This window comes from Nonomuraea sp. 3-1Str (assembly GCF_031570565.1).
GTDB lineage: Bacteria > Actinomycetota > Actinomycetes > Streptosporangiales > Streptosporangiaceae > Nonomuraea.
Genome location: NZ_JALHBK010000006.1, coordinates 123,084 through 147,552 on the forward strand (window position 1 = coordinate 123,084; position 24,469 = coordinate 147,552).

Below are 24,469 nucleotides of genomic sequence, written 5' to 3' on the forward strand. Positions count from 1 at the left end.
ACTCCCTACCGTCGTGCCCCGACCGTCGTGCCCTGGCGCCGTGCCCTGCCTCTGGCGATGCCTCCCAGGCCCAGCCAGCTTAGGGCCCGGAGGACCGGTCCGGGGCCACGGGCCGCGAGGGCCTCGCGGGCGCCCGGCTCGCGTTTGGCGAACGACAGCAGCATGCCGAGCGCGGCCAGCGTGGGCAGCAGGGCCGACCCGCCGTACGAGACGAGGGGCAGCGGGATGCCGGTGATGGGCAGCACTCCGAGGACGGCGCCCATGTTGACGATGGCCTGACCGGCGATCCAGGCCACGATCGCGGCGGCGGCCAGCCGGACGAACGGGTCGTCGACCCGGGTGGCCACGCGCAGCCCCGCGTAGCCGAGCAGGCCGAACAGCGCCACGACCACCAGGGTCCCCATGAGGCCGAGCTCCTCGCCGAGGATGGCGAAGATGAAGTCGCTCTCGCCGTGGGGCAGCCAGCTCCACTTGGCCCGGCTGCTGCCCAGGCCGAGCCCGAACCAGCCGCCGGAGCCCATCGCGATCTGCCCCTGCACCGCCTGGTAGCCGTAGCCCTGCGCGTCGGCCCACGGGTCGAGGAACGAGCTGATGCGGGCCATCCGGTACGGCTCGACCTTGATCATGATCATGGCGGCCAGCACCGCGAGGGCCAGGATGCCGGCGAACAGCTTGATCGGCGCCCCCACCACCCACAGCAGCGCCAGGAAGATCATGAACAGCACGAGGGTCGTGCCGAGGTCACGGCCGAGCATGACCATGACGGCCAGGATCACCGTGCCGGGCATGAGCGGGATCAGCATGTGCCGCCACTCGATGCGGCCGTGCCGGGCCCGCCGGGCCAGCAGGTCGGCTCCCCACAGCGCGAGGCCCAGCTTGGCCGGCTCGGACGGCTGGAGGGTGAGCGGGCCGACGTAGATCCAGCGCTGCGCGCCCAGCTCGGACGAGCCGATGAACAGCACCATGACCAGCGCGATGATCGACAGCGCCATCAGGGGATAGCCGGCCCACCGGAAGAACCGGTGCGGCAGCCGCGAGCAGGCCCACATCACGGGCACGCCCAGCGCCGCCGAGAACGACTGCTTGATGAACCAGGAGAACGGGTTGCCGGTCTTCTGCATCGCCTCGATGCTGGAAGCCGACAGGACCATCATCAGCCCGAGCGCGAGCAGCAGGGCGCTGCACCCGATGATGAGGTAGTACGTGGTCAGCGGCTTGCCCAGCAGCTCCCGCAGCGACGCGAGGTGCTCGCGCGCCCAGCCGGACGGTCCCTCGACGGCGCTCTGGCGCGGCCGGTCCTCGGTGGTGGCGCTCACGTGGCGGCCTTCAGCTCGCGTACGGCACGCGCGAAGGCCTCCCCCCGGGCCGGGTACCCGGCGAACATGTCGAGCGACGCGCCGGCCGGGGAGAGCAGCACGGTGTCGCCCGGACGGGCCAGGCGGGCGGCTTCGGTGACGACTCTGTCCATCGCACCAGTGTCTTGGGCGGGGATGTCCACGACGGGGACATTCGGGGCGTGTCGCGCGAGTGCTTCGGCGATGACGCCCCGGTCGGCGCCCAGCAGCACGGCCCCGCGCAGCCTCGGGGCGGCCCGGCGCACCAGGTCGTCCACGTCGGCGCCCTTGAGCTGGCCGCCCGCGACCCACACGATCGACGGGTAGGCCGACAGGGCCGCCGCCGCGGCGTGCGGGTTGGTGGCCTTGGAGTCGTCCACGTAGTCCACCTCGCCGATCCGGGCGACATGGGCGATGCGGTGCGGGTCGGGCACGAAGTCGCGCAGGCCCTGCCGTACGGCGGAGGCCGGGACGCCGGCGGCGCGGGCCAGCGCGGCGGCGGCCAGGGCGTTGGCCACGTTGTGGGGGGCGAGCGGGCGCACGTCGGCCAGCGTGGCCAGCTCCTCGGCGGCCTCCACCGGGTCGGCGACGAACGCCCGGTCCACGAGGATGTCCTCGACCACGCCCACCTGCCCGGGCCTCGGCACGCGCAGCGTGAAGCCGACGGCCCCCGGGTACGGCTCGGCCAGCCGGGCGGCCTCGGGGTCGTCGGCGTTGTAGACGACGGTGCCGGCCCGCTCGAAGACGCGGCCCTTGGCGGCGGCGTACGCCTCCATCGAGCCGTGCCAGTCGAGATGGTCGGGCGCGACGTTGAGGACCGCGGCGGCCAGCGGGGCCAGCGAGCCCGACCAGTGGAGCTGGAAGCTGGACAGCTCGACCGCGAGCGCGTCGTACGGCTCCCCGGAGGTACGGGTGACGGCCCGGATGACGGGCTCGCCGACGTTGCCCACGGCGAGCGCCCGGCGTCCGGAGGCGAGCAGGATGGACGTCAGCATGCGCACGGCGGTGGTCTTGCCGTTGGTGCCGGTCAGGGCGAGCCAGGGGGCCGCGCCGGCCGGGCGCAGCCGCCAGGCCAGCTCGACCTCCCCGACCACCTCGACGCCCGCGCGGAGGGCGGCGGCGATCAGCGGGTGGTGGGGCGCCCAGCCGGTGGTGACGAGCCGGGTGACGCCCTCGGGGAGCCCCGCGGCGCCGAAGCGCACCTCGACGCCCAGCGGGGCCAGCTCGGCGGCGGCCCGGAGCTGGCGCTCCCCCTCGGCGGCCTCCACGACCACGACCCGCTCCCCGCGCACGGCCAGCACCTCGGCCACGGCGATGCCTGAGACGCCGAGCCCGGCGACGCAGGTGACGCCCTGTGCCGATGACGGGGCCGGGCTCACCGCGGCATCCACTCGACGTAGAACAGGCCGAGGCCGAGGGCCGCGCACAGCATGGCGATCAGCCAGAACCGGACCACGATCGTGGTCTCAGCCCAGCCCTTCAGCTCGAAGTGGTGCTGGAGCGGCGCCATCCTGAACACGCGTTTCCCGGTCATCTTGAAGGAGCCCACCTGGATGATCACCGACAGGGTGATGATCACGCACAGCCCGGCGAGGATGATGAGCAGGAGCTGCGTGCGGGTGGCGATGGCCAGGCCGGCGAGCACGCCGCCCAGCGCCAGGGACCCGGTGTCGCCCATGAAGATCTTGGCCGGGGGCGCGTTCCACCACAGGAACCCGATCAGCGCCCCGAGCACGGCGGCGGCCACCACGGCCAGGTCGAGCGGGTCGCGGACCCAGTAGCAGTTCGGGCCGAGCTGGTCGATGCAGTTGTTGCGCAGCTGCCAGTTGCCGATCAGCACGTACGCGGCCAGGACCACGCCGGTCGCGCCGCTGGCCAGGCCGTCGAGGCCGTCGGTGAGGTTCACCGCGTTGGAGAAGCCGACGATCATGATCAGCACCCAGATGGTGAACCCGAAGAGGCCGATGGACGGCCCGAAGTCGCGCAGGAACGACAGGCGGGTCTCGGCCGGCGTGATGCCGTAGACGTTGGCCTGCTGCGTCACCATCACCGCGAAGACGGCGCCGACGACGAGCTGGCCCAGCGCCTTGGCGCCGCTGCGCAGGCCCAGGCTGCGCTGCTTGTAGATCTTGATGAAGTCGTCGAGGAAGCCGACGGCGCCGAGGCCGGTCATCAGGAACAGCACGAGCAGGCCCGAGACGGTCGGCGGCGCCAGCGTGGCGAGGTGGGAGCCGCCGTAGGCCAGCAGCGAGGCCAGCACGATGACGATGCCGCCCATGGTGGGGGTGCCGCGCTTGTCGTAGTGGCCGGACGGGCCCTCCTCGCGGATCTCCTGGCCGTAGCCACGACGGGAGAGCAGCCGGATGGCCAGGGGGGTGCCGAGCATCGACAGGATGAGTCCCACCGCGCCGGCAATGATGATGTTGGTCACTGGGTGGCACCCCCGAGCAGCAGCTCGGCCGTCCTCTCAAGGCTCATCGCGCGGGGCCCCTTGACGAGCACGACGTCGCCGGGCCGCAGCCACTGCGACAGCTGCGCCGCGGCGGCCTCCGCGTCAGGAACGTGCACGATCGGCATGTCGCCCGTTCCGGACATGTCCGTCAGTTGGGTGTGGGTCTCCCGCGGCTCGGGGGCGGCCCCGTGGCCGCCGGCCGCCGCGAACGCGCCCTCCAGCACCGGGGCGGCGTCCGGGCCGGCGACGACCAGCCCCGCCAGGCCCGCGCCGCCCGCCAGGCGGCCCAGGTCCGTGTTGAGCGCCGTGCCGTCCTCGCCCAGCTCCCGCAGGGCGGCGATGACGGCGAAGCGGCGCCTGCCGCCGCCGAGCGTGCCGAGCGCCGCGAAGGCGGCCCGCATGGAGTCGGGGTTGGCGTTGTACGCGTCGTTGATCACGGTGACGCCGTCGGGCCGGTCGGTGACCTCCATCCGCCACCGGCTGCGCGGGGTGGCCTCGCTCAGCTCCGCGGCGATGGTGGCGACCGGCAGGCCCAGCTCGTACGCAGCCGCGGCGGCGGCCAGGGAGTTCTCGACCGCCGGCTCGCCGTACAGCTTGAGGGAGATCCGCGCGGAGCCGGAGGGGGTGGTCAGCGTGTACGAGGCGCGGCCGCGCTCGTCCACTGTGATGTCCTCGGCGCGGATGGCGGCCTCCGGCGAGCGCCCGAACAGGGTGACGCGCGCCTCGGTGCGCGAGGCCATCTCACGCACCAGCGGGTCGTCGGCGTTGAGCACGGCGACGCCGGTGCGCGGCAGGGCCTCGACCAGCTCGCCCTTGGCCTTGGCGATGGCCTCCTTGCCGCCGAACACGCCGAGGTGGGCGGTGCCGACGTTGAGGACCACGCCGATGCGGGGCGGCGCGATGCGGGTCAGCGCGCGGATGTGGCCGATGTTGCGGGCACTCAGCTCCAGCACCATGAACCGGGTCTCGTGGTCGGCCTTGAGCACGGTCAGCGGGTGGCCGATCTCGTTGTTGTACGAGCCGACCGGCGCGATCGTGGGCCCCATGCGGGCCGTCAGCCGGGCCAGCAGGTCCTTGGTGGTCGTCTTGCCGGCCGAGCCGGTGATGCCCACCACGGTGGCGTCCGGCAGCGCCGCGGCGTGCGCGGTGGCCAGGGCCGCCAGCGCCGCGGCGGTGTCGGGCACCACGACCGCGGGCGCGTCGACCGGCCGGCTCGCGAGCACCGCGACGGCTCCGGCCCGGACCGCCTGGGCGGCGTAGTCGTGACCGTCGACGCGCGCGCCCGCGAAGGCGACGAACAGCGATCCCGGTCCGACGTCCCGCGAGTCGATCACCACCGGGCCGCGGACCACCGCGCGGGGGTCGGCCATGCCCGACAGGGCCCCCGAGGTGATCTCGGCGATCCTGGCCAGAGGCAACGGGATCATGCGTGCTTCCTGCTTTCCTTGCGTGCGTCGATCGCCCGGGCGACGACCTCGCGGTCGTCGAAGGGGATCACCTCGCCTGAAATGTACTGGCCCTGCTCATGGCCCTTGCCCGCCACCACGACTACGTCGCCGCGGCCGGCCCGGCCGACCGCCAGCTCGATCGCGGCCGCGCGGTCAGGCTCAATGATCACATGAGCGCGGTCCTGCTGCGGAACGCGGAGCGCTCCGTCCATCATCGCGGCCAGGATGGCCAGCGGATCCTCGGAACGGGGATTGTCACTGGTGAAAATCGCCACATCGGCCAGCCGGGCCGCGGCCTCGCCCATGAGCGGCCGCTTGCCGGTGTCACGGTCGCCGCCACAGCCGATCACCACCGTGAGCCGGCCCGCGGTGACCTCACGCAGCGAGAGCAGCACCGACTCGACCGCGCCGGGCTTGTGCGAGTAGTCGACGACGGCCTGGAACTCGTCGCCCGCGCCCGTGACCCGCTCCATGCGGCCGGGCACCCCGGTGAGCGTGCCGACGCCGTGGACGGCCGTCTGGAGCGGCACGCCGGACTCGACGAGGGTGACGACGGCGCCGAGCGCGTTGGCCACGTTGAACGGGCCGGGCAGCGAGATCTGCGCGTCGGCCTCGACCCCGCCGGGGCCCACCACGCGGAACGAGCTGCCGTCCGCGCCGAGCCGTGTGTCGAGCGCTCGCCAGGACGCCTGCGGGTCGCCGAGCGCCGAGAACGTCGTCATCGGCACCTTGGCCCGCGACAGCAGCTCACGGCCGTGCGGGTCGTCGAGGTTGGTGACGCCCACGCGGCACATCTCGGGCTGGAAGAGCCGCACCTTGGTGGAGAAGTAGTCGTCGAGGTCCTTGTGGAAGTCGAGGTGGTCCTGCGACAGGTTGGTGAACAGCGCCACGTCGTAGAAGACGCCGTCGACCCGGCCGAGCGCCAGCGCGTGGCTGGAGACCTCCATGGCCGCCGCCGTCACGCCCCGCTCCCGCATGAGGGCGAACAGGCCGTGCAGGTCCGACGCCTCCGGGGTGGTCAGCCGCGGCACGAACTCCAGGCCGCCCGCGTGGATCTCGACGCCGCCCACCAGGCCCGTGGTGTGGCCGGCCGCCCGCAGTCCGGCCTCCAGCAGGAACGTGGTGGTGGACTTGCCGCTGGTGCCGGTCACGCCGAGCACCTGGATGTCGTGGGCCGGCTGGCCGTACACCCAGGAGGCGATCTGCCCGAGCAGGGCGCGCGGATCGGGGACGACCAGCACCGGCAGCCCGGTGGCCACGGCCTGCTCACGGCCCGCCTCGTCGGTGAGGACGGCCGCGGCGCCGCTCGCCATGGCCTGCGCCGCGAAGGCCGCGCCGTGCGCCTGCCGGCCGGGCAGGGCCACGTAGAGATCGCCGCGCCGCACCTCGCGCGAGTCGATGGTGACGCCGGTCAGCGCGGCGTGGGGCGACCTCGCCGAGCCGGGCTCGGCATCGAGCATGGTCGCCAGCCCGGTCAGCGGACGGGGCGGACTGGTCGTTGGACGCATAGACGACGGGGGACGCACGGCGGCAGCGTACCTTTCCCTGTCACTGTCCCGCGCGAGTCCGCACCGCGGGCGCGGCGGAACCCGTGGGCGGGATCTTCCTGCTCTTGATGGCGAACGTCATCACATCCTTGAACACGGGCGCGGCGATCTGCCCGCCGAAGTGACCGTTCTTCGGGTTCTGCAGCACCGACAGCACCACGAGCCGAGGCGCGTCGGCGGGGCTGAACCCCGCGAACGAGGCAGTATAGCCGTCGTAACGGCCCAACTGCTGATCGTAGCGGTCCGCGGTGCCCGTCTTGCCCGCCACCCGGTATCCGGGGATGGCGGCCAGCTCGCCGGTGCCCTGGGCGCTCACCGCGGCCTCGAGCATGGTGCCGATCTCCTTGGCGGTCCTCTCGCTGACCACCCGGGTCTTCCTGCCCGGAGCCGACGGGACGAACCTGCCGGACGCGTCGGTCGTGCCCGCGACGATCTGCGGGTCGATCTTCACGCCGCCGTTGGCGATCGTCTGGTACACGCTGGCCATCTGCAGCGCGGTCACCGACACGCCCTGCCCGTAGGCGACCGTGCAGCTCTGGCTGCCGGACCAGGTCTTGTAGTCGGGCAGCAGGCCGGCCCCGGCGCCGGGCACGCCGCCGCCGGGCGCCGCGCCGAAGCCGAACGCCTTGAGCATCCGGTACAGCCGCTCGCTGCCGATCTTGCGGGCGGCCATGATGGTCGCGACGTTGCTGGACTGGGCCATGGCCTCGCGGAACGTCATCGCCTCGGCCGGATGCGGGTGGGCGTCGCGCAGCACCCGGTCGGCGCACTGGATGTTGTCCTTGACCTGGAAGACCGTGTCCGGGCTCACCACGCCGGCCTCCAGGGTCGCCGCCGCGGTGATGACCTTGTTGGTGCTGCCCGGCTCGAACACGTCGGCGGCGGCCCGGTTGACGTACAGGCTGGCCGGGGACTTGCTCCAGTTGTTCAGGTCGAGCTCCGGGCTGTTGGCCATGGCGATGATCTGCGCCGTCCGGACGTCCATGACGATGACGGTGCCGCTGCTCGCGCCGGCCTCCTTCACCTGCTCGGTGAGGGACCGCTGGGCGGCCCACTGGATGTCGCGGTCGATGGTCAGCCGCACGTCGCGGCCGTCCACCGGAGCGGTGCGCCGGGTGCTGGTCATGGGGATGGGCTGACCGTCACGGCCGGTCTCGGCCCGCTGCTCGCCGTCGCGGCCGGCCAGCAGGGAGTTCTTGGTCGCCTCGATGCCGCCGAGGCCCTTGCCCTCGTCACCGACGAACCCGATGAGGCTGCCCGCCAGGTCGCCCGCCGGATAGAGCCGCCGGTAGGTCTTCTTCGCGGTCAGCCCGGGGACGCCGGCCTTCAGCAGGCGGCTCGCGACGACCGGGTCGACGTCCCGGGCCAGCAACTGGTAGCGGGTGCCGGGCTGGGCCAGCTTGGCGGCCATCTCCTGCTCGGTCCTGCCCAGGTGCGCGGCGAGGGCCTGGGCGACCACGGGCCGCCTGGGGACGGGCACCACGGTGGGGTCGATGGCGATCTCGCGCGCCTCGGCGGTGACGGCCAGCGGGTGGCCGTTGACGTCGGTGATCGTGCCGCGCTTGGCGGGGATCTGCTGGGTCTGCAGGCGCTGGTCGGCGGCCCGCGCCTCGTACACCTTGGAGTCGAGGCCCTGCATCTGGATCAGCCGGCCGGCGAAGATCGACAGGATGAAGGTCATGCCGATGAGCCCCACGTTGATGCGCCGGCGCGGGCTGCCGAGACGCAGGACGAGGGGCGGCTTGGCGGGCCGGGACGACGGCGGCCTGCGCCCGCCGTCGCGGCCGCCACCGTCGCGGCCGCCGGCGGCACGCCGGAGCAGCGCGCCGAGGCCGCGCCCGAAGGGGCTGGAAGGGCCGCCGCGGCGGGGAGCGCCGCCCCGAGGCCCGCCGGGGCCGTCCTTGGGCGCGCGCCCCCTGAGCCGCTCCTGGCCGTCCTGCGGCATCCTGCCTTGAGCGGCCCTGTCCCTGGCACGGTCCTGGGCGGTGGCGCGGTCGCGTGCGGTGGCCCGGTCGCGGGGGTCGCGGTCCTGGGGGGCGGCCCCGCGTGTGCCCTGCGGCCCGTCCTGGCGGGCACGGCCGTGGACGCCCGGCTCCCCGGCGTCGGCGCGGTCTCGTCCGGCCGGCCCCTCGGTGCCCGCGCGCGTACGGCCCCGTCCGGCGGGGGCGTCGTCGTCCTGCCGGGCGCGGGCGGCCCGGCCCGGGGCCTCCTGGCGTGAGCGGGCGCGGGGGCCGTCACCGTCGTCCTGGCGTCGGGCGCGGGCCGGCGGCGCGTCGTCGCGCGCTCCCCGGACGGGCGGGAGGTCGTCGCGGCCCCGCGCCGTGCGCCGGGCGCGGGCGGAGCCGGCGAGGGGGTCCCAGTCCGGGGTCTCGTCGTCGTGGCGGGGGCTGCGCTCTCCGGCGTCCCGCTCGGGCCGGCCGGTCATCCGGTCCGGGGCCGCCCGGCCGCCGGACCGGTCGGCCGGCCCGCGGTCGGCGGACCGCCCGCGGACCTCGTCCTGCGGCGCACGGCCGCGCGGGGTGTCCCGGGAATCGCCGTCCCGGTCGCGCCGCAGACGCCCACGTGGAGCCTCCTGCGGGTCCCCGTCACGGTCCCGCCGGGTACGGCCGCGCGGCACGTCCGACGGGGCGTCGTCCCGGTCCCGGCCTGTGGGGCCGCGTCCGGTGCCTGACGCGTCGTCGTCGCGGTCACGGCGCAGACGGCCGCGCGGGACGTCCTGGGGGTCCTCGTCGCGGTCACGGCGCGGGCGACCGCGCGGGACGTCCTGCGGGTCGGCGGCCCGGTCGCGGCGCAGACGGCCGCGCGGAAGATCCTCGGGCTCCCCGTCCCGATCCTGGCGCGTACGACCACGTGGAGCGTCCTGGGCGTCGTCGTCACGGTCGCGGCGCGTGCGGCCGCGTGCGGGGTCGCGGCCGGTCGCCGGGTCCTGGCGGGTGCGCGGGTCCTGCGGGGCGCGTCCCCGCGGCGCACGGCCGCGGGGCTGGTCGCCGGCGTCGTCGCCGGACGGGCCGGACGAGAGGTCGAAAGGCAGGTCGAACGGGTCGGGCCGCTTACGCGGGTCGCGCCGCTCGTCGGACGGCGGACGGTCCGCCCCCTCCGAACGGGCCGAGCCCGCCTGTCTTCCCGACCGGCCGGGGCCGCCGGACGTACGACGGGCGGCGCCGGGCCCTCCTTGAGAGCCGGCGCCGCCCCCGCCACGGCCGGGCCCCTGGCCCCTGCCGCCTGTGGTGCTCACCGGGTCTGGCCCACCCGCCCGGCGTCGGCCCCGGTGTCGGCCGCGCTGTCTGCGGTGCTGTCGGCGGTGCCGCTGGTCGCGGCACCGGTGTCGGCCGTGTCCGCCGTGCCGCCGGTGCCGGAATCCGCCGTGGCGCCAGGCTTGCCAGTCACGGTGTCGGCGCCCGTGCTGGTACGGGTGCCGGTCGCGGTCTCCTCGCCGGTGCCCGTGCGCTTGTCGGCGCCCGTACCCGTGCCGGTGCCCGGCTTGGCGGCGGTGCCCGTGCCCTTGTCGCCCAGGGTGAGCGGGTTGATGGTGTTGTCGAGGTGGAGGCCCTGGTCCTCGGCGCGCCTGGCGATGACGTCGGCCTGCGTCTCCTGCTCGATCAGCTGCTTGAGCCGCTCGTTGTGCTGGCGGGCGGCGGCGGTCTCGCCGCGCCGCCCCGGGGCGGGGGTCGGGGCCCGCGCCGGGGTGGGGGTGGGCAGGGGGGCGGCGACCAGGCCGCGGCCGCGGAGCCCCCCCCCGGGCCGGGCCCCCCCGGGGGGGGGGGCGGGGGGGGGGGGGGCGGGGGGGGGGGGGGGGGGGGCGGGGCGCGGGGGGGGTGGGGGGGGGGGGGGGGGGGGGGGGCGGCCGCCCGGCGGGGGGGGGGGGGGGGCGCCCCCCCCCCCCCCCGCGGCCCCCCGCCGCCAGTCCAGCCGAGACCGTGCACGAGGGGGCACAGCGTGATCGTCGCATTCTCCATCACCCCGCTGGGCGTCGGCGAAGGGGTCGCCGAGCCGGTGGCCCGCGCCGTCCGGGTGGTCAGGGAGAGCGGGCTGCCCAACCGCACGGACGCCATGTTCACCACGGTCGAGGGCGAGTGGGACGAGGTGATGGCCGTGGTCAAGCGGGCCGTCGACGCGGTGGCGGAGGTCGCGCCCCGGGTCAGCCTCGTCCTCAAGGCCGACCTGCGCGAGGGCGTCACGGACGGGATGACCAGCAAGCTCGAGTCCCTGGAACGCCACCTCCCCTGAGGGCCCTGCCCCCGGAAGCCCCGGGGGCATCAGGCACGCAAACGCGATATGTCTTGACCTGTTCGCAGACGCGACATATCGTGTTACTCGAACGCGATATTACGCGTGTCCTGATCCTTCTGAGAGGTGGACATGAAGCACGAGCGAGTGCCCGTCCTGGTGGTCGGCGGCGGCTACGCCGGGCTCAGCGCGGCCCTGCTGCTCGCCTGGCGCGACATCCCCGTCATGCTCGTCGAGCGGCATCCCAGCACCTCGATCCAGCCCAAGGCGTTCGGCGTCATGCCCCGCGCCGTCGAGCTGCTGCGCCCCGTACCCGGCGTCGAGCACCTCCTCGGCCAGATCTCCCAGGGCATCGGCGACGGCATGCGCATGGCCATCGCCCCCAGCCTCAGCGCGCCCGACCCCCACATGATCATGGACAGCGAGGACGAGTCGCTCGGCTTCCTCCACGCGCTCACCCCGGCCATCAGGGTCGGCGCCCCGCAGGCCGAGGTGGAGCGCCTGCTCCGGGCCAAGGCCGAGGAGCTCGGCGCCGATCTGCGCTTCTCCACCGAGCTGGTCACGCTCGACCAGGACGGCGACGGCGTGACGGCGGTCATCCGGACCCACGGCGCCGAGAGCGTGGTCCGGGCCGACTACGTGGTGGCCGCCGACGGCTACCGCAGCCCGCTGCGCGAGGCGCTCGGCATCCCGACCATGGGCAAGGGCGAGCTCGGGCGGATGTACTCGATCATGTTCGACGCCGATCTCACCGGGCTCGTGCGCGAGCGCGAGGTCACGCTGTGGTACCTGCGGAACGACGTCTTCACCGGCGTGATCGTCACCGGCACCGGCGTCGGCGCGCACGTGGTCGGCGTCAACTACGACCCCGCCAAGGGCGAGAGCGACGCCGACTTCACCCCCGAGCGCTGCGTGGAGCTGGTACGCCTGGCCACCGGCGTACCGGACCTGGACGTGCGGCTCCTCGACACGACCTCGTTCACCATGGCGCATGTCCTGGCCGAGCGGTACCGCCACGGGCGGGTGTTCCTGGCCGGCGACGCGGCCCACACCATGCCGCCCACGGGCGGGCAGGGCGGCAGCACGGCGCTCCAGGACGGCTGTGACATCGCCTGGCGGCTCTGGCTCGTCCTCACCGGCCAGGCCGGGCCCGGCTTCCTCGACACCTACGACGCCGAGCGCCGCCCCATCGGCGCCCTGACCGCCGACGCGCAGCTCGCCAACCTGGGGGTGCGGATGCCGCCCGCCCAGCGCGTCGACTACCCCGAGCCGCTGGAGGACCCGGCGGCGGTCCTCATCGGCTACCGCTACCACTCGACGGCCATCCTGGACGAGCCGGGCGACGACGGCTCGCTGCTGGAGGACCCGCGCGTGCCCAGCGGCCGTCCCGGCAGCAGGGCCCCGCACGTGGTCCTCGACTGGGACGGCCGGCACATCTCGACCATCGACCTGTTCGCGACGGGGTTCGTGCTGATGACCGGGCCGAAGGGCAGGGCGTGGACGGACGCCGGACGCCGGGTGCAGGACCTGCTGGGGATCCAGCTCACGCGCGTCATAGTGGGCGACGAGCTGAAGGACGTGGACGGGGTCTTCGAGGAGCGGTACGGCGTGGGCGGGGGCGGCGCCGTGCTGGTACGGCCCGACGGATACGTCGCCTGGCGCTCACCGGGACCGGACCCGGCGTCGGCGGCCACGCTGGAGCGCGTCCTGCGCCGTCTCCTCAGCCGCTGAGCCGCCGCACCGGTTCGAGGGCGTCTCGGGCGACGGGCGCTCGTGGAGGCCGGCGCCCGTCGCAGTTCCAGGGTGTCTCGGGCGGCGGGCGCTCTTGGCGGCCGGCGCCCGGAGACATGACGAGGCCGGCCCCGTCGTGGCGTGGACGCCCATCGCGCGCCGCGTCATGACTTCCGCGCCCGCCCCCCGCGACTGCCCGCCAGGTAGTCCCTGACCCGCGCCGGCCGCGCCGCCGATCGGGCTGGACCTGGTGGCGCGGGAAGTCCGAGGTGGCGCAGGCCACGCCCGGAGCTGAGCTCCCCGCTCGGGACCGAGGCGGGCAGGGGCTGCGTGGTCCTGCGGTTTTCCCCTCTGCGCTCGGCAACCACCCGGTCTCGCTGGTAGTCCAACCCCGTGTGAGGAGCGCACTGATCGACGGGGACCCGCAGCGGCTGGGCGCGTACTGGCTGGCCGGGCGGCTTGGCGCGGGCGGCCAGGGCGTCGTGTACGAGGCGTACGACCAGGCCGGCACGCGGGTGGCGGTCAAGCTGCTGCGGGGCGATTTGGCCGGCGTGACCGAGGTGCGGGGGCGGATGGCCAAGGAGGTCGTCGCGGCGCAGCGGGTTGCGTCGTTCTGCACCGCCCGCGTTCTCGGCGCGGATCTCGACGGGCCCAGGCCGTACATCGTCAGCGAGTACGTCGAGGGCCCGAGCCTGCGGGCGGCCGTGACGGGCGGGCGGCGCTTCGCCGGGGACGACCTGCACCGGCTGGCCACGGCGATCGCCACCGCGCTGACCGCCGTCCACGACGCGGGCGTCGTCCACCGCGACCTCAAACCCGACAACGTGCTGCTCGGGCCCGACGGCCCCCGGGTGATCGACTTCGGCGTGGCCAGGACACAGGAGATGTCGCTCACCACGACCGGGGTGGTGGCGGGCACGCCCGGCTACATGGCGCCCGAGGTGTTCTCGGGGGAGCGGGCGGGGCCGGCTGCGGACGTGTTCGCGTGGGGCGCCGTGGTGCTGTTCGCCGCCACCGGCAAGGACCCGTTCTCGGGCGAGTCGCTGGGCGCGGTCATGCACCGCGTGCTCTCGCACGAGCCTGACCTCGCCGTGCTCCCCGGCTCGCTGCGCAGCCTGGTCCGCGCGGCGCTGGCCAAGGACGGCGCGCGCCGCCCGCGCTCGCGCGAGCTGCTGCTGGGGCTCCTCAGCGCGGACGGGCTCGTCGGACCGGCGGACGGCCTGCTCCGCACCGACGGGCTCACCGGACAGGCGGACGGGCTCACCGAGGCGGACGGGGCCGTGGACACGGCGCAGCTGCTGGCGCGCGGCGCGAGCGACGGCAAGCGGATCGGCGTGGCCGGCGGCGACCCGGCGCTCGGCGTCATCGCCGAGGACGCCTATGCCGCCCTCTCCCCCGCCGACAGGGAACTGGTGCCGGACATCTTCCTGCGCCTGGTCACGGTCACCGAGGACGGTACCCTCGTGCCACGCGAGTCGCGCAGGTCCGAGCTCCCCCCGAACGCCGACCGCGCGCTGGCCGCGTTCGCCTACCTCGTGTCGGCCGTGGACGGCGGGGAACGGCTCCGGCTGCTGCGGCCCGCCCTGCCGTTGGCCTGGCCTCGGTTGCGGGCCTGGATCGCGGCCAACCGGGACGGACTGTCCATCCACCGGCAGATCCTCACGGCCGCCGAACGCTGGAAGGAGCGCGGGCGCAAGGACGCCGACCTCCTGCACGGCAGCTCTCTCGACGACGCGCTGCGCTGGGCCGCCGCCGAACGCCGCAACATCACCCTCACGCCCGCCGAGCGGGACTTCCTGGAGGCCGGCGCCGCGCTCACCAGGCGTCGTTCGCGACGTACCAGGGCGCTGGCCGCCGGCCTAGGCGTCCTGCTGGTGGTGTCGCTGGTCGCGGGCGGTTTCGCGGTACGGCAGAGCACCACCCTGGCCGAGCAGGGGGACACGCTCGTCCGGCAGCGCGACACGGCCGAGTCCGCCAGGCTGGCGGGCGTCGCGGAGTCGGTGCGCGGCCGCGACCCCGTGCTCGCCATGCTGCTCAGCGCGGCCGCCGGACGGCTCTCGCCCACGGCCGAGGCGCGATCGAGCCTGCTCGCCTCGATCGCCGATCCGGCCACCGGCGCCTTCCACGATCCCGCGACGGGCCCGGACGTGGCCCGCGCGCTCAGCGCCGACGGCCGCACGCTGGTCAGCGTCAGCCCCGGCGAGGTGCGGATGTGGGACGTGGCGACCGGCCGCCGCACGGGCGGCTTCACCGGCAGCCTCACCGCCCCGGGCCGGCCCGCCGCGCGGCTGCGGCAGGTCGCGGTCAGCGAGGACGGCCGGCTGCTGGCCGTGGCCGACACCAAGGGCGTGGCGTTGTGGAGCCTCGCCACCGGCACCCGGGTGGGCCCGCGCGTGCCCGCCAGCGACGAGATCGACCTGGAGGTCTCCTTCAATGGCGGTCTCCTCGTCATCGACTACGGGCAGGGCAAGGACATCCGCGACCCGCGTACCGGACGGACCACCATGCTTCCCACGCTCGACAAGGTGGCGGTCCACCCCGGCGGTGACTACGCCGTGGGAGGCGGAAAGCGCTGGGCACTGCCCTCCGGCAAGGCCCTGCCGGGATTCCCTGGCATCTGTTCGAACTGCGCCGCCTGGGCGGCCTTCAGCCGCGACGGGCAACGGCTCGCCATCGCCGACGACAAAGGGCTCACCGTCTTCGACGCCCGGACCCGCAAGGAGATCGCCTTCATCGGTGACTGGGACCGCATGGCGACACCGGTCTTCGGCCCGGACGGCCGGCTGCTCGCGGGGCTGGGCACGACGCTGCGACTCTACGACGTGGACGCCGACGATCCCCTGGTGTACGAACGCGAGCTACCCGACCTTGCGTCCGCGGTCGGGTTCGGGCCGGACGGCCTGCGGTACCTGAGCGAGGACACGGTCGTCACGCTCCCGCCGCAGGCGGTCTCGGCGGAGCCCGTGGACGAGGTCGAGCTCGACCCGCACGGCCGGCGGCTCGCCTCCCACGCGCTGAAAGCGCCGGAGGTGCGGCTGGCCGACTCCCGCACGTGGGCCGAGTCCCGGGTACGGACGGCCGGCAGGGCGCTGGCCGCTGGTCCGTCGGACCCGTACGACAGCGAGCTCACCTTCAGCCGCGACGGCGGCCGGCTCGCGCTGCGGCGCAGCGACAACGTCGTCGTCTGGGACACCGCCACCGGAGGCGAACTGGCCAGGGTACCGCTCGCCGGCATCACCGACGGCGCGCTCCCCGGCCCAGCCGGGCTGTGGACGGCCGAGGAGAAGACGTTCACCCTCTGGGCGCTGCCTGGCGGGCGGCGGGTCAAGCAGGTGTCCAGGCCGCGCCTGTTCGGGTGGACGGCGAACGCGGATGGCCGGCTCGTCGGCCTCGACGCGGACCGGCTGCGCATGGTCGACCTGGAGAGCGGGCAGCCTTACGGGCCGCGGTTGCCGTTCCCGGGCGCGACGGAGGAGGTCTGGTTCGGCGCGGACCTGAGGCTGGTCGCCGCGAACTTCGCCGGCAAGGTCGGCATCTGGGACACACGCACGGGAGCCCAGGTGGGCGACTGGCTGCGGGCGGGGGCGCCGTCGTGGGCGGCCGCGTTCTCGGCCGACGGCGGGCTGTTCGCGTTCGCGGCGCAGGACAACACGCTGACCGTCTGGGACGTGCGGCGAGGGCAGCAGGTGGGGCCTGTGGTGCAGTTGACGGACAGCGCGCGGTCGGTCGCCTTCACCGACGACGCGGAAGTGGTGGCGATCGGCAGGAAGGCACGGCTGACACGGCTGCCCGTGGCGGTCGGGCCGCTGCTCAAGGCGGTGTGCGCCCGGGCCGGGCGGACCCTCACCGCGGCGGAGTGGGCGCGCCACCTCCCCGGCCGGCCGTACCGGGCTGGGTGCTGAGGAGAGCCTCGTCAGCCGCGTAGCGGGTCGCCGCCGAGGATGCCCCGGACGAACTGTGGCATCGTGACGGGCGCGGCGAACGGGCAGTCGCCCCGTGCCTGCCGGACCACGAGCCGGGCGCAGGTTGCCGCTCATGCTGCGAGGGGGTAGGGCGAAGGGGTGTGTCGGAACGGGGTCGCCTCCTGGGTGGCGCAGAGCCAGTCGTTGAGGGAGCCGGTGAAGCCGGAGGGCGGGCCGACCTTGAGGCACGTCGCCTGCCCCGTGCCGGGGACCGGGGCGACCTTGAGGCGGCGGACGCTGCCGGGCCGGCCCGCGCCCGGGGCCTGCGGCTCGCAGGGGGTCAGGCGTACGCCGAAGGACGGACCGTCGAACGCGGTAGCGGCTGAAGAGGTGGCACGCCGGGTTTGAACGGCCGCCGGGACCGACGTGGCGCGCCGGGCCAGAACGGCCGCCCGGACGGACGTGGCAGGCGGGGCCTGTACGGCCGCCGGGACGGAGGCGGCAGGCGGGGCCTGTACGGCCGCCGCCGGGACGGACGTGACACGCGGGGCCTGTACGGCCGGGACGGACGTGGCGCAGCCGGGTGGTCGCAGCCGCTCGGCCGATATGCCGGACAGCGGCTCGGCCGGTGGGCCGATGTGGAGGTGGTCGTCGATCACGCGGACGTCGGCCTCCGGGTGCGCGGCCAGGAACGTCAGGTGGTCCGCCACCAGGCGGTGGGCCACCGCGCGGAGCAGGTTGGTCGCGCACAGCGTGTGCGCGCAGGCCGCACCGTCGATGGTGATCTCCGGCAGCGCGAAGCGGCGCAGGCCCCGGGAGGTCACCCGCAGGCAGTCGCACGCCGCCGTGTCGGCCGGGTCCCACGGCGGGCACGTCGCGTCGTCGTGGACCTGGATGTCCCAGCCCAGCCAGTCGTCGGCCGGCCGGAACTCGGCGGGCTCGTCGGGGCACCGGTCGCAGTGGGGCACCGTCGTGCCCGTCAGCGGGTCGATGACCAGACCGCCGCACTGCCGGGCCAGGGCCCGGGCCGTGGCGCGGGCGACCTGCGCGTTGCCGGGGAGTGCGTGCGGTGGCGCCGTCGAGGAGACGACGAGGTGGTGTCTCGCCCGGCGTAGTAGCTGCCGCTCGTCGTGGTGCAGCGTGGCGGCCGTCGGTCTCCAGGGGGTGGGATGGGGATCTTCCCATGGCGGGAGGGGAGCCTGGGTGGCTACTTCGAGGCCGGGTGTGCCGTAGGCGATCATCGCGGCCTTGCGGAACGGGCGGCCGACGCGCCAGGGCACCAGCTCCGGGACCGGGCGTGGCAGGCGCTCGACGGCGACGACGAACCGGCACGTCAGGGATGCGGGGACGGGCAGGGTGATCTTCATGTGGGCCTCCGGGACGGGGTGAGGCCCTCAGGGTGGCGAAGAGGGTGGGTGGGCGGTGCGGCCGAATGCGGTTCTGTGGATGGTGGGGCCGGGCACCGGGCGGCTGTGGATGACGGGGCCCGGGGCAGGCTGACGTACCGGTTCCGTGGATGGCAGGGGCGGGGCAGGACTCGTGGGCATCCCGCCGGATCAGGCCAGTGCGCCCTCGCCGGTACGTAGTGGCGAGGGCGCACCGGCAGGGCCTCTGGTGACAGGGCCTCTGGTGACAGGGGCTCTGGTGACAGGGGGCGTCAGGTGGGCGGGGCCTGGGTCGTGCGGCAGATGGCGAGGCTCTGGGAGGGGAGTCGGAGGCCGTCCTCGCCCGCCGACACGTTGTCGTCCGCCGCCAGCAGCACAGACGCCACCCGCACCGGCAGTGTCACCGCGTCGGCGCCGAAGTTCACCGCCACGCACACCGACTCGCCGCGCCACATGACCAGCCAGTCGCCCCCCGGGTCGTGCTCGACGCGGACCCGGTCGAAGCGCGGGTCCGACAGCTCCGGCAGCGCCTTGCGCAGGGCGATCAGGTCGCGGTACCAGCACAGCAGCGACCAGTGCGCCTCCTCCTTCAGCTCCCCCCAGTCGAGCTTGGCGTTGAGGAACGTCTGCTCGTCCGACGGGTGCGGCGCCTCCCACGCGTAGCCGAAGCCCTCGAACTCCTGCTCGCGGCGGTGGTCCTCCGACTCGCGCAGCTCCGGCTCGACGTGGTCGGAGAAGAACGGGAACGGCGTGCGCGCCCCCCACTCCTCCCCCATGAACAGCATGGGCGTGAACGGCGACGTCAGCAGCAGCCCCGCGCCCAGCCTGAGCGCGGGAACGGGCAGCCGGTCGCCCGCCGGGCGGTTGCCGATCTGGTCGTGGTTCTGGAGGCAGGCGACGAGCCGGTGGCCGGGCACCCCCGTGTACGGGCTGCCGTGCGTGCGGCCCCGGAACGTGGAGTAGCCGCCGTCGTGGACGACGCCCGAGGTCAGCACCTTGGCCAGGGCGTCCAGGCCGGCGAAGTCCTCGTAGTAGCCGTGGGTCTCGCCGATGACCGCGGTGTGCAGGGCGTGGTGGACGTCGTCGTTCCACTGCGCGGTCATGCCGAGGCCGCCGGCGTCCAGCGAGCGCACCATGCGCGGGTCGTTCAGGTCCGACTCGGCGATGAGCGACAGCGGCCGGCCGACGGCGCAGGCCAGCGCGTCCACCTCGGCCGACAGCTCGGCCAGCAGGTGCGTGGCGCGCTTGTCGTGCAGCGCGTGGACGGCGTCGAGCCGCAGCCCGTCGATGTGGTAGTCGCGCAGCCACTGCAACGCGTTCTCGATGAAGTAGCGGCGCACCTCGTCGGAGCCGGGCCCGTCGAGGTTGACCGCCTCGCCCCAGTAGCTCCCGGCGAAGCCAGAGAAGTACGGGCCGAACGGGTGCAGGAAGTTGCCCGACGGGCCGAGGTGGTTGTAGACCACGTCGAGGATGACGCCGATGCCCTTGCGGTGGCAGGCGTCCACGAAGGACTTGAGCCCGTCGGGCCCCCCGTACGTCTCGTTGACCGCGTACAGGTCCACCCCGTCGTAGCCCCAGTTGCGCCCGCCCGGCACGGGCGCCACCGGCATGACCTCCACGAAGTCGACGCACAGCTCCGACAGGTGGTCGAGCCGCTCGACGGCCGCCTCGAACGTCCCCTCCTGGGTGAACGTGCCGACGTGCATCTCGTAGACGACCGACCCGCGCAGGTCGCGGCCGGTCCACTCGTCGTCGGACCAGGTGAAGCGGCCGTGGTCGTAGACGGCGCTCGGGCCGAAGATGCCGTCGGGCTGCCGCCGCGAGCGCGGGTCGGGGTACGGCCCGCCGCCGTCCACCACGTACGCGTACCGCGTCCCGTGGGTGGCCTCCGGCACGTCGGCCGTCCACCAGCCGTCCGGCCGCTGCCGCATGGGCCGCCTGCCGCCGAGGACGTCGATCTCGACAGCCGTGGCCTTCGGTGCCCAGACCTCGAAGGTCTTGTCGCTAAAGGTCATGTCTCTCCAGAAGTGCGACGGGATGCCGGTTGAGCAGGTGTGCGAGCGGGACTCGGCCCGTGTGGACGGCGCCGGTGAGCAGGTCACGCCAGGAGCCGGGGGGCAGCGTGAGCGTGGTGGCGCCCCAGCCGCCGCGGCGGGCCAGGCGCACCGGGAGGCGGGTGGCGACGGCGACGGCCCGCGCCCGCCCCTCGTCGCCCGGGGTGCCGGTGCCGCCCGCGGCCGCCGGGCCGCCGGTGGTGAGCGCGCCGTCCGTGACAGAGCCGGCGAACGCGCCGCCGCCCCGCGCGAAGGCGATCACGTGCTCGGCGGCCTCGCCGTCCGCCGCCAGCGGCGTGTACGCGGCGTCGGCGCCCAGGCGGCGGCGCAGCCGGAGCGCCTGGGTGGTGACCAGCAGCTTGGCCGCGTCCCACTCCGACTCGGGGGTGCGCGGGTAGCTGACGGGCCGCCGGTTGTCCGGGTCCACCAGGGAGAAGTCGGTCGTCTCGTTGCCCTGGTAGACGTCCGGGACGCCCGGCATCATGAGCTGCACCAGCTTGGCGCCCAGCGAGTTCGACATGGCGTAGCGGTCGATCCGCGAGGTGAACTCCCCGACGGGCAGCTTGACGGCGGCCTCGGCGAAGTCGCGCAGCCGCTGCTCGTAGCCGGGGTCGGGGTCGACCCAGGAGATGGCGGTCTTGGCCTCCCGCGCCGCCTTGAGCAGGTAGCCGGCGAACCGGTCGGCGGAGATCGGCCAGGCCGCCATGAGGTTCTGCCAGGCCAGGTAGTCGAGGTGGGGGTCGTGGGAGACAGCCGACGACCAGGCGGTGACGGCCTCCTCCCACTCCTCGGGCAGCTCCGACAGCACCGACAGCCGGGCGCGCACGTCCTCCGACCGCTTGGTGTCGTGCGTGGACAGCGTGGTCATCGAGTGGGGCCACATCTGCGCGCAGAACGCGTGGAACTCCTCGACCGGGATCCCGAATACGTCCGGCTCGCCGCCCACCTCGTTGAGGCAGGACAGCGGGAACCACCGGTACAGCGCCGTGTCCTCGACGCCCTTCGCCATGACGGGCCCGCACGCCTGCTGGAAGCGGGTGACGACCTCCGGCGGGCCGTACAGGACCTGCTGGGCGAGCCGCTGCGCGGCCGGGGAGCAGGCCGCGGCGGCCCGCTCGACGATCTCGACCGACTCGGGCGGCGGCGGCTCCCCCGGCACGATGTACGCCCGATACACCGGCATCGCGGCCAGCAGCTCGGCCACCGTCTCCGGCTCGGCGCCGGTCGCCTGGGCCAGGCGCCGGACCTCGGCGCCGAAGAACAGGTCCAGGACCTCGCTCTTCGAGCGCGCCACCACCTCCCGGTAGTCGGCGGGCTGCCCGGTCAGGCGGGTGAACAGCTCCAGCAGCGGCGGCGCACCCGCCGGGTCGACGAACAGGCCGTTGACGCGGTTGAGCACCTCGTAGCCGGTGGTGCCGTCGCACGGCCAGTCCTCCGGCAGCCGCTCGCCGCCGATGAGGATCTTCTCCACGACGGTCCACGTGTCGCCGGTCCTGGCGCGCAGCCGTTCGAGGTAGCCACGCGGCTCGGCGAGGCCGTCGGGGTGGTCGATCCGCAGCCCGTCGACGAGCCCCTCGTCGAGCAGCCAGAAGATCACCTCGTGGGTGGCGAAGAGCACCTCGGGGTCCTCGACCCGCAGCCCGATCAGCGTGGAGACGTCGAAGAAGCGCCGGTAGCCGGGCCCCTCGCGCCAGTCCACGAGCCGGTAGTGCCCCGGGTGGGGGAACTCGTGCTCGTGGTAGCGCAGCACGTCGCCGTCCACGACGGGCTCGGTGTCGTCGCCCAGCACGGGCAGCGCCACCTTCCCGTCCTCCCACTCGATGTCGAACCAGCGGGCGTACGGCGAGGCGGTCCCGTCGCGCAGCACCGACCAGAACTGGGCGTTGGTGGTGTTCATGTGGTTCGGCACGATGTCGACCACGATGCCGAGATCGTGGGCGGCGAGCTGCTCGGCCATCTCCCTGAAGCCCTTGGCGCCGCCGAACTCCTCGCGGATGCGCGAGTGGTCGGTGACGTCGTAGCCGTGCAGCGAGCCGGGGGTCGCCTGGAGGATCGGCGACAGGTAGACGTGGGTGACCCCCAGGTCGCGCAGGTGGCCGGCGATCTGCGCCACCTGCGCGAAGCCGAAGTCGGGGGTGAGCTGGACGCGGTAGGTCGACAGGGGCCTAGACACGACGCAGCACTCTCACACTGCGGCCGGGGACGCCCACCTTCTCACCGGCCCGGCAGACCCGGATGTCCAGGCTGATCGGCATCGCCGTGTCGATCTCGGTCTGCCACATCTCTCCGTAGTCCTTGGGGATCGTGAACTTGATGGTGTCGTGGTGGGCGTTGAACAGCAGCAGGAACGAGTCGTCGCGGATGGGCCGGCCGCGCCGGTCCGGCTCGGTGATGGCGTCGCCGTTCAGGAACACGGCCAGCGACCTGGCGTATCCGACGTTCCAGTCGGCGTCGGTCATCTCATCCCCGGCCGGGGTGAGCCAAGCGATGTCGCTCAGGCCGCGCACCGGCCGGCCGTAGAAGAACCGCCTGCGCCGGAACACCGGGTGCTTCTTGCGCAGCGCGGCCAGGCTCTGCGTGAACTCCAGCAGCAGCCAGTTCTCGCGCACGTCCGACCAGTCGACCCAGGTCAGCTCGTTGTCCTGGCAGTAGCCGTTGTTGTTGCCGCGCTGGGTGCGGCCGAGCTCGTCGCCGTGCGAGAGCATCGGCACGCCCTGCGACAGGAACAGCGTGGTCAGGAAGTTGCGCTTCTGCTGCTCGCGCAGCGACTCGACGGCCAGGTCGGCCGGGCCCTCGGCGCCGCAGTTCCAGGACCGGTTGTCGTCGCTGCCGTCGCGGTTGCCCTCCTTGTTGGCCTCGTTGTGCTTGTGGTCGTACGAGACGAGGTCCTGCAGGGTGAAGCCGTCGTGGCAGGTGACGAAGTTGATCGAGGCGGCGGGGCGGCGGCTGTCGTCCTGGTAGAGGTCGCTGGAGCCGGTGAGCCGGGAGCCGAACTCCGGCAGCGTCGCCGCCTGCCCCCGCCACAGGTCGCGGATGGTGTCGCGGTAGCGGCCGTTCCACTCGGTCCAGCGCGAGGGGAAGTTGCCCACCTGGTAGCCGCCCGGGCCGACGTCCCACGGCTCGGCGATGAGCTTGACCTGCGACAGCACCGGGTCCTGCTGCACCAGGTCGAAGAAGGCGCTCAGCCGGTCCACCTCGTGCAGCTCGCGCGCCAGGGTGGAGGCGAGGTCGAAGCGGAAGCCGTCGACGTGCATCTCCGTCACCCAGTACCGCAGCGAGTCCATGATGAGCTGGAGCACGTGCGGGGAGCGCATCAGCAGGCTGTTGCCGGTGCCCGTGGTGTCCATGTAGTAGCGCGGGTCGCCGTCGACCAGCCGGTAGTAGTTGGCGTTGTCGATGCCCTTGAACCCGAGCGTGGGCCCCAGGTGGTTGCCCTCGGCCGTGTGGTTGTAGACGACGTCCAGGATGACCTCGATGCCCGCCTCGTGCAGGGCGCGCACCATGGCCTTGAACTCCGGCACCTGCCCGCCGCGCTGCCCCTGGCTGGAGTAGCGGTTGTGCGGGGCGAAGAAGCCGATCGAGTTGTAGCCCCAGTAGTTCGCCAGCCCCCGCTCCTCCAGGATGTGGTCGGTGACGAACTGGTGCACCGGCATCAGCTCGATGGCGGTCACCCCGAGCTTGGTCAGGTGGTCGAGGATCTCCGGGTGACCCAGCGCCGCGTACGTGCCGCGCAGGTGCTCGGGGATCTTCGGGTGCGCGATGGTGAGCCCGCGCACGTGCGCCTCGTAGATCACGGTGTCGTGGTACGGCGTGGCGGGCGGCCGGTCGTGGCCCCATCCGAAGAACGGGTTGATCACGATGGACCGCGGCATGTACGGGGCGGAGTCCATGTCGTTGCGCGAGTCGGGCTGGCCGAACCGGTAGCCGTACACCGCCTCGTCCCACTTGACGTCACCCTCGATCGCCGTCGCGTACGGGTCGAGCAACAGCTTGTTCGGATTGCACCGCATGCCCTGCGCCGGGTCGTACGGCCCGTGGACGCGGTAGCCGTAACGCTGGCCGGGGTTCACGCCGGGCAGGTAGCCGTGCCAGATGAACCCGTCCACCTCGGTCAGAGCCACCCGCGTCTCTTTGTTCTTCTCGTCGAACAGGCACAGCTCCACCTTGTCGGCGGCCTCGGTGTACAGCGCGAAGTTGGTGCCCGCGCCGTCATAGGTGGCCCCGAGCGGATAGGGGTCTCCCGGCCACACTTCGATCATCAAGGCTCCCTTACGGCTCTTCCCCATGTTCCGTTCCCCCGCTCCACCGGACAAGGCCGGCTCCCCGTAGACGGATCAGGTCCTTCCCACAGAACGGCCCCTTAGCCTGTCTCCGCGTCGCGTTTGACCG

Annotated in this window: 14 protein-coding genes; 3 read left to right on the forward strand and 11 right to left on the reverse strand. The window is 73.9% G+C overall.

Annotated elements, in window-relative coordinates; translation table 11 throughout:
- Positions 1-5 precede the first annotated feature (5 nt).
- Genes ftsW through MTP10_RS12735 form a run of 7 tightly spaced genes read right to left on the reverse strand, consistent with a single transcriptional unit; the run spans position 6 to position 10,168 of the window.
- Positions 6-1,316: a putative lipid II flippase FtsW gene (gene ftsW / locus MTP10_RS12705; protein ID WP_397334455.1), complete on the reverse strand. Its 1,311-nt coding sequence runs from the start codon at positions 1,314-1,316 to the stop codon at positions 6-8.
- Positions 1,313-2,713: a UDP-N-acetylmuramoyl-L-alanine--D-glutamate ligase gene (murD, locus tag MTP10_RS12710; RefSeq protein WP_310709323.1), complete on the reverse strand. Its 1,401-nt coding sequence runs from the start codon at positions 2,711-2,713 to the stop codon at positions 1,313-1,315. Before murD ends, ftsW begins: the two co-directional genes overlap by 4 nt.
- Complete coding sequence (gene mraY, locus MTP10_RS12715; protein ID WP_310709324.1) at positions 2,710-3,765, reverse strand: phospho-N-acetylmuramoyl-pentapeptide-transferase; 1,056 nt, start codon at positions 3,763-3,765, stop codon at positions 2,710-2,712. Before mraY ends, murD begins: the two co-directional genes overlap by 4 nt.
- Complete coding sequence (murF, locus tag MTP10_RS12720) at positions 3,762-5,213, reverse strand: UDP-N-acetylmuramoyl-tripeptide--D-alanyl-D-alanine ligase (RefSeq protein WP_310709325.1); 1,452 nt, start codon at positions 5,211-5,213, stop codon at positions 3,762-3,764. The genes mraY and murF overlap by 4 nt, the downstream gene beginning before the upstream one ends.
- Positions 5,210-6,742 carry a UDP-N-acetylmuramoyl-L-alanyl-D-glutamate--2,6-diaminopimelate ligase gene (locus MTP10_RS12725; protein ID WP_310709326.1) on the reverse strand — a complete coding sequence of 511 codons (1,533 nt, stop codon included), beginning with the start codon at positions 6,740-6,742 and terminating at the stop codon, positions 5,210-5,212. The genes murF and MTP10_RS12725 overlap by 4 nt, the downstream gene beginning before the upstream one ends.
- Before the next feature lie 40 nt (positions 6,743-6,782).
- Positions 6,783-10,016, reverse strand: a complete 3,234-nt coding sequence (locus MTP10_RS12730) for a penicillin-binding transpeptidase domain-containing protein (protein ID WP_310709327.1) — start codon at positions 10,014-10,016, stop codon at positions 6,783-6,785.
- Positions 10,013-10,168, reverse strand: coding sequence for a hypothetical protein (locus MTP10_RS12735; protein ID WP_310709328.1), 156 nt, complete (start codon positions 10,166-10,168; stop codon positions 10,013-10,015). Before MTP10_RS12735 ends, MTP10_RS12730 begins: the two co-directional genes overlap by 4 nt.
- A gap of 549 nt (positions 10,169-10,717) precedes the next feature.
- On the opposite strand from MTP10_RS12735, the gene MTP10_RS12740 reads away from it, so the two are divergent.
- The 3 genes from MTP10_RS12740 (at position 10,718) to MTP10_RS12750 (ending at position 16,641) form a co-directional block, all read left to right on the forward strand.
- A complete protein-coding gene (locus MTP10_RS12740) occupies positions 10,718-11,008 on the forward strand; it encodes an MTH1187 family thiamine-binding protein (RefSeq protein ID WP_310709329.1) in 291 nt (96 codons plus the stop codon).
- A gap of 132 nt (positions 11,009-11,140) precedes the next feature.
- Positions 11,141-12,739: an FAD-dependent monooxygenase gene (locus tag MTP10_RS12745; RefSeq protein WP_310709330.1), complete on the forward strand. Its 1,599-nt coding sequence runs from the start codon at positions 11,141-11,143 to the stop codon at positions 12,737-12,739.
- A 395-nt stretch (positions 12,740-13,134) separates the two neighbouring features.
- Positions 13,135-16,641, forward strand: a complete 3,507-nt coding sequence (locus MTP10_RS12750) for a serine/threonine-protein kinase (protein WP_310709331.1) — start codon at positions 13,135-13,137, stop codon at positions 16,639-16,641.
- Between the two features lie 131 nt (positions 16,642-16,772).
- On the opposite strand, the gene MTP10_RS12755 is transcribed toward MTP10_RS12750, so the two are convergent.
- The 4 genes from MTP10_RS12755 to glgX all read right to left on the reverse strand — a co-directional run bounded on the left by MTP10_RS12755 (position 16,773) and on the right by glgX (position 24,339).
- Complete coding sequence (locus MTP10_RS12755) at positions 16,773-18,008, reverse strand: hypothetical protein (RefSeq protein ID WP_310709332.1); 1,236 nt, start codon at positions 18,006-18,008, stop codon at positions 16,773-16,775.
- Positions 18,009-18,298: 290 nt separating this feature from the next.
- Positions 18,299-20,041 carry a malto-oligosyltrehalose trehalohydrolase gene (gene treZ, locus MTP10_RS12760; protein WP_310709333.1) on the reverse strand — a complete coding sequence of 581 codons (1,743 nt, stop codon included), beginning with the start codon at positions 20,039-20,041 and terminating at the stop codon, positions 18,299-18,301.
- Positions 20,031-22,253, reverse strand: coding sequence for a malto-oligosyltrehalose synthase (gene treY, locus MTP10_RS12765; RefSeq protein WP_310709334.1), 2,223 nt, complete (start codon positions 22,251-22,253; stop codon positions 20,031-20,033). The genes treZ and treY overlap by 11 nt, the downstream gene beginning before the upstream one ends.
- Positions 22,246-24,339, reverse strand: a complete 2,094-nt coding sequence (gene glgX, locus MTP10_RS12770; protein ID WP_310709335.1) for a glycogen debranching protein GlgX — start codon at positions 24,337-24,339, stop codon at positions 22,246-22,248. The genes treY and glgX overlap by 8 nt, the downstream gene beginning before the upstream one ends.
- Between the last annotated feature and the right edge of the window lie 130 nt (positions 24,340-24,469).